The sequence below is a fragment of the Protofrankia sp. CiT1 genome, assembly GCF_917627335.1.
Lineage (GTDB): Bacteria > Actinomycetota > Actinomycetes > Frankiales > Frankiaceae > Protofrankia.
Window position 1 is genome coordinate 13688 of the sequence record NZ_CAKJTP010000069.1, and the last position, 8863, is coordinate 22550.

Consider the following 8863-nt stretch of genomic DNA (forward strand, 5'->3'; position numbering starts at 1 on the left):
CTCTTACATGGCGGAAACCACAGGTGGGGTACGCCCACGGCGGCCGATGCTGCTCAGCCGGCAAATAGCATCGGGATGTGCGGGCCGGTGGTTTTCCTCAAATTCCCTGTCATCTCCGCGGGCACGGCCCCGGCCGCGATCTCGGCCGGTGACCGTACTCCCGGGCATCAGCACCCAGGCCGTCGGGCCTGTCGGGCGGCAGCGGACCGCTGCCTACGGTGTGTGCCGGCATGCGGACGGCCGCGGTCCGCTGCCGCGGGCCGCGCCGACCACCTGCCTGTCTGGCCAGCGGTTCCTGCCGGGGGGCGGACTCGGCTTCGGTGAAGCCCCCGAGGATGTCCTCGCCCGCGAGCTCGTCGCGGAGACCGGGCTGACGGTATCCATCGCCGCGCGATGCGCGGGTACCCCGGCTCGTCGGTCGACGCCTACAACCAGGGCGGCTCCCTGCGCCGCCGCGCGATGCGCGCGCCCCAGCCCCGCTCCTTGATCCGCGGCCCTGCTGCCGGGCGCTCTGATGCTGGCGTGACGGTCTGGCTCGGCGCCCGGATCGTGGGTGCTGGTGGTAAACCGGCCGAACTGGTCATTCGGTCGTTGCCGGCGGAGGAATGCATCCAGATGTTTCCGGCGTGACGGGCGGGTCCTGACTTCCACACGGCTTCCAGCGACGTGAAGAGAGCTATGATCATGGCTTTCAGTCAGCGAGGAGAACATGGTGATGAATCGGTCGACTGTGTTGCTTGAAAGAACTGGGCGGATGTGCGGGACCGTCTTTTTGGCGACATCTGTGATCGGAGCCGCGCTGGGCGGGACAATGAGTTATCTGGCCGCGAACGGTACCGAAGCCGGCGCGCCCGGCGTCGGCATGGCCACTGGGGTGACAGGCAGGCCACCGCAGGCCACCGCCACCGGTACGGTCCCACCGGCCGCGGCACCTGATACGGCCGACCCGGACATCGGTGCCTCGCCGGCCGTCGGGCCCGCTCCACCAGCGGCGCTGGCGCGGCGGGAGGAGCCGGCGGCATCCGACACACAGCCGGCCAGCGGTGCCGGAACAGCCACCGGTGGGCCCACCAGCAGCGATACCGAATCCGGAGCGGCACCCGCGCCGGCGCCCGCACCGGTGCCAGCCGCCTCGACGCAGCAGCCGGCGGCGGACCCGGCCACGACGGCACCCGCTCCCAGCCCGACAGCGCCGGCTCCAGCGGCCACGGCGTCACCGTCCGCGGCGCCGAAGCCTGTTCCGCCGGAGAACGGCCGGTGACGATCTGACGGTCTTCATGGGTGGCTGCCGCCATCGCCATGGGCCAGCGTATTTACTGTTCATTGATCTATATCTATATTTGTCATAATTTTTGTTGATTGATATCTCTGTGGCCGCTGGCAGTGCGCTGGCGGCCGTTCGCGTGTAAGCGACAAAATTATATTAAAATAATAGATATGATTGCCGTGGTTGTGGTTATCCACAGCGAACACGCGGCGGCCCGGCGGCCCGGTGCGATACGCCCGCTGGCGGGACCGGGCTGTGCTGTCGGAAAAGCTGTGCCGCCGGAAAAGCAAGGGCCCGGCCTGGCGCAGCCCGGAACTTCCTCGGCACAGGCGTGCCGGCTGGAGCGTGGGGTATGCCCAGCCAGGTGTGCCCAGCGTTTTTCCAGTGGTGCCGACGGCATGACGGGACGGTGGTCGCGTCGCTTTCGGCCCGCACTGTGACATGGCCGGAGACGACATGACCGGAGACGGATGTGTTCCAGGAACGAGCAAAAATGCTGCCCGGACGTCCCGACCTGTTTGTCATCGATATACCGAGGCCTGTTCTCGTCGGGCTGGGGAGCGCTGTCCTGTTGCTGGTCGTCCTGGCCCTCGTCGGGTCGCTGGACTCGCTCGCGCTCGCCGCGGTGCTCAGCTACCTGATTCTTTACGGCTTCTCGCTCGTGCTGCTGCGCTCACCCCACCAGGCCGGATCAGGCCGGGCGGACGCCAGCGGGCGGGCCCGGCGCGGTGTCGTTAGAGCGTGTGTGAGATCGGGCTTTCGATCAGTGAGCCGCGGCCAGGCGCTCCCCGGCAAGGCGGAAGGCCGAAGCGATATCGGATGAGTTGTCTTGGTGTGGCCGACAACGCGGCCAGGGGGCACCTGGGCGCGGCGAGCCGGAATGACGATCTCACACGCGCTCTGAGAAACGCGCTCTGAGAGTGGCTGGCACGAGGGCGTGCCCCAGCCCCGTGGCGCCGCGTCCCCTACTGCCGGTCGCTTTTCGTCATCCAGGTGAGGTCATTCTCGGTGATCCTTAGCCGCGCCGCGATCTCCTGGCTCGTCCGGCCGGTCTCCACCGCTTCACGAAGCGCCTGATTACGTATGGTTCGTAGCGATGTGCGCTGGGCGCAGTCGGTCCAGATCAGATCGTTTGCGGCGACCGCCCGTTCGATTGGGTCGGTGATGGCAAGCACCTCGTCATGGGATAGCACGCGACGATAGTCGCCGCTCCGCGCGGTTCTGGCAATGCCCGCGTACGGCAGAGTTCGAACGGCAGCTACCAGCTGTCCAGGTCCCCGGGGCTGACGTTGCCGCCGAATGGGTAACGTGCTGTCGCGTCAGCACTATATACCGTATCGTTACCGTGAGGCAGCCCGTGTGCGGCAGTCAGGCGACGCCGCCGTGTTCCGCGGTGGGCAGCGTCCGCCGCCGGTCGTGACGGTCCCGTACCCGTAGGTAGATCTCCAGGGAGAGGTTGAGCAGGAGGTGCCCCTCGTGGGCCGGCCGGCGGAACGTGCCCGGCTGGACGCCGAAGAGGCGGGCGGCTCGTTCACGCCGCTGGTCAAGCGTGAGGGCGAGGGTACCCGGCCACAGGCACAGCATGATCCCGGTCGCCTCGCTGTGCGGCTGGTCCAGGGTGGCGACGGCGGCGGTGAGCAGGCGATGCGCGAGGATCGCCCGGTCGTGGATTCCCTGGCGGGGCATGCCGGCCTCAACAGGCCAGACCAGGTCGACGAACTCCGGCGTATATGTGACCAGCTCGGCGGGCCGGCCACCACGGCGGAGTATCCGGACGAGCTGGTTGCGAATCTGTTGCACATTGGCTGTGTCCATCGGGTGGTTCGGTCGTTCCCTTCGAGATGACCTGTGAGGACCGTCTTTCGTAGCGGCTCATGCCAGTTTCTTGCCAGGCGCGTGCCCCGCTGGCCGCATCGGCTTTCCGCCTGCCAGCCTTCTACCAGTTTCCGTATCTGATTCTGGCATGACACCGTGCGTCGAATCTGCCCGGTACGGGTGCTGCACTCTGCCACGGCCGCGATGTTCACTGTTCGGTGACGGGCGGAACGTGGGCTGGCAGCGTGACAGGCATGATGCCGTCCGATCGTTGATCGGTCGTTGCGGCTGCCCCGAGCGGGCAGGTGATCGGAGGGTTGCCGATGAGCATGGAACCACAGCTGATGTCGGAGCCAACGGCGGAGCAGCGGTTGTACGCCGCTGTCCGCTTCGCGGGTGACGACCGGTCGAGCGTCGCTGAGGTGGCGATCCTGTTCGAGAGCGCCGCGGCGGCCGATGACTATGCGCTCGGCTGCCGGTGGGACGATTATCTCGTCGGTGCGATCCGTTTCCATCTTCCGCCGCGGGCATGCCGGGTGCGGTGGGTCGCATGATTGAGGGTGACCGGCAGCAGGGGGCGCGGCGTCGCGGGGCTGGTGCCCGCGCCTTGGCCTCGTTCCTTGATCTACCCCTTGCCGTCGGAGCGGCTTGGCCGTGGTGCGGCGGGACGCCGCGCCGGCCAGCGGCAGCGCTGTGGTTGTCGGTGCGCCGCCGAAGGCCTCCACAGAGATCCGTCAGGATGGATGCGTGGTGGTGCGACAGGCGGCGATGAATCGGGTCAGCTCGTTCACTCGGTCCGACCGGGCGTCAACCGCGCGGTTCACCACCCGGATCAGGTGATCGTAGGCGTCGGTGTGGTCGTAGCGGGCGGTGTCCGCGATCCGTAGTGCCCACCGCCAGTAGCCCTTGATCGTGTCTGCGAGCGGCATCCGGAACTGTGCTATCACGTCCCGGATCGGTTCCACCGCGGCATCGCCGTAGGCGATCAGATAGCGCTCCACCATGTCAGCCATGAACGAGAAGTGCCGGGCCTCGTCCCGGCCGAGCCGGTTCAGGATTTCCCGCAGCACCTCGTCGGTGACAACGGCACGCAGCTGCTGGTAGTAAAGCTGGGTCGCCTTTTCCTGCACGAGGGTGTAAGCGAAGAGCGAGATCGGGTTGTCGTGGGGCAGGCTGAACGCCCGCCGGCCTTCCGCGGCCAGCTCCAGGCGCAGGTGCTCGGGTTCGGCGAGCCCGGAGGCCACCTGGTAACGGAAAAGAGCACGGGCGTGGCTGTCTTCTTCCTGCGCCCAGCGAACCGTGAAATGGTAAAGCTCCCGGTTGCGCGCGAACTCCTCGGGGCTGACCCGCTCGTCCAGCGGGAAACGCTGGTTGTAGAGAGCGAAGTAGCCGGGTAGATGGTCTTCGATCAGGGTGATGAAGCGGACCGCGGACTGCTGCCCGTCGGTCAGCTTCCCGCAGTCCGCGCTGTCCCAGTCGAAGTCGGTCTCGACGTCGAAACGGCGCGCGGCCGGCCCGGCGGCCATGAACGATGTCACTGCCTGCTCAATATCGGCTGCGGGCAGCAGCTGGTTTGTCTCCTGCTGGGAGGCTGTCGTGGTCCGGGTCACGGCCATCGTTCCCCCTGACCGGGTCATCGGGTTTTCCGGCAGGTCAGGGCGTAGTGCTTGGTGGTGTACCCCCACCCAGCGTTGGCGATCTCCAGGTAGCGCTCGAGCCGCTCGGCCAGACCAGGTTTGATCCTTTCGATGTCGGCGGCGCTGGCACGGACGTTGGCCAGCCAGTCGTCGATCGTGCGCCGGTAGTCGTCGGTCAGGTCGTCGAGACTGCTCAGGGAGAAGCCCGCGTCCTCGGCGCCGCGAACAAGCTCGGACACAGGTCGCAGGTCTCCCCAGCCGAAGATGGAGTCGCCGACGAACCGAGTACCGGCGCGTTGGTGGAACGTCGTGTGGGCGGCCGTGCTGCGGAAGCAGCTCTCGGACACATACAGGCAGCCACCGCGGCGTAGCAGCGTCCGGGCCCGGCGGAACGCGGCGGTCAGATCGGGCATGTGCACGATCGACCCGAGCATCGTCACCGCGTCGAAGCTGCCGCTGGGGAGGCTGGTTTCCTCGAAGTGCCCTCGCAGCGTGGTGACGCGCGTGGCCACCCCGAGCGCCTCGGAACGCGCGCGGATGTACTCGTGTTGGCGTCCCGCCGGGCTGATGCCGACCGCCCGGCATCCGTGCTCCCGGGCCATGAACAACAGCAGCGATCCCCAGCCGCAGCCGACGTCGAGCAGCTGTTCGCCGCCGCGCAGGCCGAGCCGTTCGGCGACGAAGCGCAGTTTGTTGATCTGTGCCTGCGCAAGTGTGTCAGACGGTGACTGGTAGCGCCCGGCGCTGTACTTACGTGACGGGTCCAGGAACAGGCCGAAGATTTCCGGGTCGAGGTCGTAGTGCTGGTTGGTGTCGGCGACGGCGGTCAGGGCTGTCCCCGCGGCCGGCGTCATGCTGGATCCAGCGCGAGTGCGCCCGCGACCACTAGGGCGACGTCGTGGATGGACGAGAGGGTGAAGATATCCTCGTCGTCCAGCTCGACGTCGTAGTGGCGCTCGATCCTGGCGATCATCCGGAGTACCTTGACCGAGTCCGCGCCCTGCATCGACCGCAGGTCGGCGGACGGGGTCACGCTGCCGGCGGCGAGGCCGAGTTCCTCGGTCACGATCCCGGTGATCGCGGCGACGATCTGCTCATGGCTGGCGGACATCAGTGCTCCTTCGAAGGATGGTGGTGACGGGCGCATACGCCCGCGCCTGTCATGGCCGTGCCTGTCATGGCCGCGCCTGTCATGCCAGCGATTCAGCCAGGGCACGCCGGATGCGGGCGCCGCTGCCGAGGTCCAGGCCGGTCAGGGTGCCGAAGGCGCGGCGGATCTTCACATGGAGCCGGTCGAGCTCGCCAGCACCGGCGATCCGCGTCAGGAAGAACTCGAAGCCGGTGTCGATCGTCTCGTGGTCCTGGAGCTCGGGCAGCTCGCTTTTGAAGACGCTCACCGGATGCTTGATCCGGGCATCGGACGTGTAGACGTGCAGCGTCTCGAGAACTGACGGTAGCTCGTCCGGGTGCCCCGCCAGCCGCCGACGGGTGAAGTGGATGAACTCACGGGCATGTGCCGCCTCGTCGCGGCTGGCGGTACGCATGATCGTCCGCAGGACTGGTTCGGTGACCCAGTCGGACAGCGCCCGGTAGACGTGGTTCACCGTCAGCTCCGAGACGATGTTTGTTGCCAGCGTGGCGGCTGGTGTGCTGCCGGGAGCGTACGGTTCGCGCATCGCGTCCACCGGAGCGGTGTCGACGGGGATGCCCAGGGCTTCGAGCCAGGCGCGGAAGGCGTAGTGGTGCTGGAGCTCCTGGTATCCCCAGATCGCCACGAACGCCGAGAAGTCGTAGTCGTCGACGAACTCGTTGAGGAAGCCGTGCTGCGCCGCGATCGAGTTCGCTTCGCCCATCACCGCGCTGCGGGCCATCGTGACATGCTCAGGACGCACCAGATCGCGATCGATCTGGTCGAGCGGGAGGTCGGCGAGTCGCCACTGGTGACGCTCGTACTGCTGGAAGACGTCGTAGCTGTGCATCGGGTTCCCTCGGGCTGGTCGGGTGGGCCTGGTCGGGTGGGCGCCGGAGCGCCGGAGCACTGGCCCGGCGGCGTCAGGTCGTGGTCTGCCACTCCTGCTCGCGGGCGGCCAGGCGTTGGAACTTCCCGCTCGACGTGCGCGGGAGCGAGCTAGGCGGCAGCAGGCGCACTGTCAGGTCGGACAGGCCGAGCGAGCCGATGACCTGCGCACGCAGGTCCGCGGCGAGCAGGTCCCGGGCGGTCGGGTCGCTCAGGCTCGTCTCCGCGAGCAGCGTCATGAGCTCCGCTCCGTCGGTGTGCCGAGCCGCGACAGCGACACACCGGCGCTTGAATACTCCGGGGATGTCACGTGCGATTCCCTCCACGTCTTCGGGGTAGAAGTTCACGCCGTGCACAATGATCATTTCTTTTCGGCGGCCGGTGACGAAGAGTTCCTCCTGCCGGCGGAATCCGAGGTCTCCGGTGCGAAGCCAGCCATCGGAGGTGAACAGGCCGCTGTCGCTCCCCTCCGCCACCAGGTAGCCGGACGTCACCGAGTCCCCGCGGATCTCGATCTCGCCGACCCGGTGGTCAGCGGCGGGTACGCCATTGATCACCGGGTCGGCGATCCGTACCTCGACGCCCCGGACGGGCCGGCCCACGCCGACGACACCCCGTGCCTGGGGGTGCCCGCGCGGCACCTCGTGGGCGGACGCCGCATTGGCCAGCCGGTCACGGTCGACCCAGAGCGACGTGGGCAGGCATCCCAGTGACGGGAACGTGACCGCCAGGGTCGCCTCGGCCATCCCGTAGACCGGGAACATCGTTTCAGGCGCGAAGCCGGCGGGCGTGAAGCGTTCGAGGAAGCGCTCGATCGAGGCAGCCGCGATAGGCTCGGCACCATTGAAGGCGATCCGCCAGCGCCGCAGGTCCAATCGGGCCGCGTCATCCGCGGATACCGCCGCGACCAGCTGGTCGTAGCCGAAGCTCGGAGCGGTGGAGATCGTCGCTTCGACGGCGAGGAACTCGCGCAGCCACCCCGCCGGATTCTTCACGAACGAGGCCGGCGACCACACTGTCATGGGTATTCCACGCATAATCGCGCAAAGAGTGGCAAAAAGCCCCATGTCGTGGAAGAGTGGCAGCCAGATGCCACCGCCGTCGCCTGGGCCGAGAGCGATGCCCTCGCTGATCGCCTCGATACCGGCGAGCGCGTTGCCATGGGTGAGCCGTACTCCTTTGGGCGCCGCCGTACTCCCGGAAGTGAACTGCACGATGGCGAGGTCCGTCGGAGCAACCATGGGGAGCCTGCCGGCCGCGCCTGTGCCGCCGCGCAGGTCGTCGGTGCAGACGAAGGTGGTCTCGCCCATGGACGCGCTGAAACGGCCGGCCAGCGCGCGCAGGCGGGATGAGACCAGCACGCGGCGCATCCCCGCGATTGATGAGATCCGCGCCAGCCGGTCCGCGTGTCCACGAAGATCACGGGCCGCTGTCGGCAGCGGCAACGGGCACGCGGCCGCACCGGTCCTGGTGACAGCGAACAGGGCCCGCAGGAACTCAGGTGCGTTCTGGCTGAAGATACCGACCCGGCTGCCAGGCCCCACACCGTCTTCGGCCAATGCGTGGGCTATCGACAGCGACGACTCGGCGAGGTCCCGCAGGGAAATCGCCGCCGGTTCGGAGGGGAAGCGGACGGGAGTGTCAGGGCTGCGTACGGCAATCTGGTCGAGTGCTTCGTGCAACGTGCCGGCGAGCATGCGGCCTCTCTCTGCCTGGTGAAGGTCGACCTGGTGAACACCGTCATCATCCGAGATTTTTTGCTGCTACGACGAATGCCGTCAATGTTTATTTTCTGGCTGTATTGATCTATTCGAGCGGGCAATCGGCCGTGACTGGGCACGCGCGTCGTCAATAATTATTTCAACGACTTTTGTAACCGCTTTGCGGGTTGTTCACCGGGCGGACGGCCAGCGCTGTTCGAATGAGCCAAGGTGCGCCGGCCGTTTCGGCTGCCGTTTCGGCCCCGGACGAAGCCGGTGGCCGGGCCGGGCCGGGCCGGGTGCGCGTGGCGCGGCGCGGCGCGGATTGTCGTGCATCGGGCGTCGGCTGGTCGGCTGCTCCTTCGCTCGGGGGCTGCCCGCGGCCAGGCGACGCGGGCCGGGACTTAGAGCGCCCGGCAATAGGGAC

At 67.5% G+C, this 8863-nt stretch carries 11 protein-coding genes; 3 read left to right on the forward strand and 8 right to left on the reverse strand.

Annotated elements, in window-relative coordinates; translation table 11 throughout:
- The first annotated feature begins 148 nt into the window (after positions 1–148).
- Positions 149–487, forward strand: a complete 339-nt coding sequence (locus MJ785_RS12905) for an NUDIX domain-containing protein (protein ID WP_239381095.1) — start codon at positions 149–151, stop codon at positions 485–487.
- 329 nt (positions 488–816) lie between these two features.
- Here the strand turns inward: MJ785_RS12905 and MJ785_RS12910 are convergent, their stop codons facing one another.
- The gene (locus MJ785_RS12910; RefSeq protein ID WP_239381105.1) at positions 817–1209 is read right to left on the reverse strand and encodes a hypothetical protein; all 393 of its coding nucleotides are present in this window, start codon (positions 1207–1209) and stop codon (positions 817–819) included.
- Between the two features lie 530 nt (positions 1210–1739).
- Between MJ785_RS12910 and MJ785_RS12915 the strand changes: the two genes are divergently transcribed.
- Entirely contained in the window at positions 1740–2090 is a 351-nt protein-coding gene (locus MJ785_RS12915) for a hypothetical protein (RefSeq protein ID WP_239313550.1), read from the forward strand.
- Between the two features lie 142 nt (positions 2091–2232).
- On the opposite strand, the gene MJ785_RS12920 is transcribed toward MJ785_RS12915, so the two are convergent.
- Positions 2233–2460: a hypothetical protein gene (locus MJ785_RS12920; RefSeq protein WP_239313552.1), complete on the reverse strand. Its 228-nt coding sequence runs from the start codon at positions 2458–2460 to the stop codon at positions 2233–2235.
- Positions 2461–2635: 175 nt separating this feature from the next.
- Complete coding sequence (locus tag MJ785_RS12925) at positions 2636–3082, reverse strand: hypothetical protein (RefSeq protein WP_239334336.1); 447 nt, start codon at positions 3080–3082, stop codon at positions 2636–2638.
- A gap of 323 nt (positions 3083–3405) precedes the next feature.
- Here MJ785_RS12925 and MJ785_RS12930 point away from each other — a divergent pair, with 323 nt between their 5' ends.
- On the forward strand, positions 3406–3636 hold the full coding sequence (locus MJ785_RS12930) for a hypothetical protein (protein ID WP_239313556.1): 231 nt from the start codon (positions 3406–3408) through the stop codon (positions 3634–3636).
- A gap of 180 nt (positions 3637–3816) precedes the next feature.
- Here the strand turns inward: MJ785_RS12930 and MJ785_RS12935 are convergent, their stop codons facing one another.
- The 5 genes from MJ785_RS12935 to MJ785_RS12955 form a co-directional block, all read right to left on the reverse strand.
- Positions 3817–4698, reverse strand: coding sequence for an acyl-ACP desaturase (locus tag MJ785_RS12935; protein WP_239376148.1), 882 nt, complete (start codon positions 4696–4698; stop codon positions 3817–3819).
- A 17-nt stretch (positions 4699–4715) separates the two neighbouring features.
- Positions 4716–5573 carry a cyclopropane-fatty-acyl-phospholipid synthase family protein gene (locus MJ785_RS12940; RefSeq protein ID WP_239313559.1) on the reverse strand — a complete coding sequence of 286 codons (858 nt, stop codon included), beginning with the start codon at positions 5571–5573 and terminating at the stop codon, positions 4716–4718.
- The gene (locus MJ785_RS12945; protein WP_239313562.1) at positions 5570–5830 is read right to left on the reverse strand and encodes an acyl carrier protein; all 261 of its coding nucleotides are present in this window, start codon (positions 5828–5830) and stop codon (positions 5570–5572) included. The genes MJ785_RS12940 and MJ785_RS12945 overlap by 4 nt, the downstream gene beginning before the upstream one ends.
- A 79-nt stretch (positions 5831–5909) precedes the next feature.
- Positions 5910–6698 (reverse strand): ferritin-like domain-containing protein, encoded by a 789-nt coding sequence (locus tag MJ785_RS12950; protein WP_239376146.1) that lies wholly within the window; start codon positions 6696–6698, stop codon positions 5910–5912.
- A 73-nt stretch (positions 6699–6771) separates the two neighbouring features.
- A complete protein-coding gene (locus MJ785_RS12955; RefSeq protein ID WP_239376144.1) occupies positions 6772–8433 on the reverse strand; it encodes an AMP-binding protein in 1662 nt (553 codons plus the stop codon).
- Positions 8434–8863 lie beyond the last annotated feature (430 nt).

Bases quoted from the DNA above. Each gene is read 5' to 3' on its own strand.
- MJ785_RS12925 (WP_239334336.1), bottom strand. From the start codon at position 3,082: ATGGACACAGCCAATGTGCAACAGATTCGCAACCAGCTCGTCCGGATA.
- MJ785_RS12930 (WP_239313556.1), top strand. From the start codon at position 3,406: ATGAGCATGGAACCACAGCTGATGTCGGAGCCAACGGCGGAGCAGCGG.
- MJ785_RS12935 (WP_239376148.1), bottom strand. From the start codon at position 4,698: ATGGCCGTGACCCGGACCACGACAGCCTCCCAGCAGGAGACAAACCAG.
- MJ785_RS12940 (WP_239313559.1), bottom strand. From the start codon at position 5,573: ATGACGCCGGCCGCGGGGACAGCCCTGACCGCCGTCGCCGACACCAAC.
- MJ785_RS12945 (WP_239313562.1), bottom strand. From the start codon at position 5,830: ATGTCCGCCAGCCATGAGCAGATCGTCGCCGCGATCACCGGGATCGTG.
- MJ785_RS12950 (WP_239376146.1), bottom strand. From the start codon at position 6,698: ATGCACAGCTACGACGTCTTCCAGCAGTACGAGCGTCACCAGTGGCGA.
- MJ785_RS12955 (WP_239376144.1), bottom strand. From the start codon at position 8,433: ATGCTCGCCGGCACGTTGCACGAAGCACTCGACCAGATTGCCGTACGC.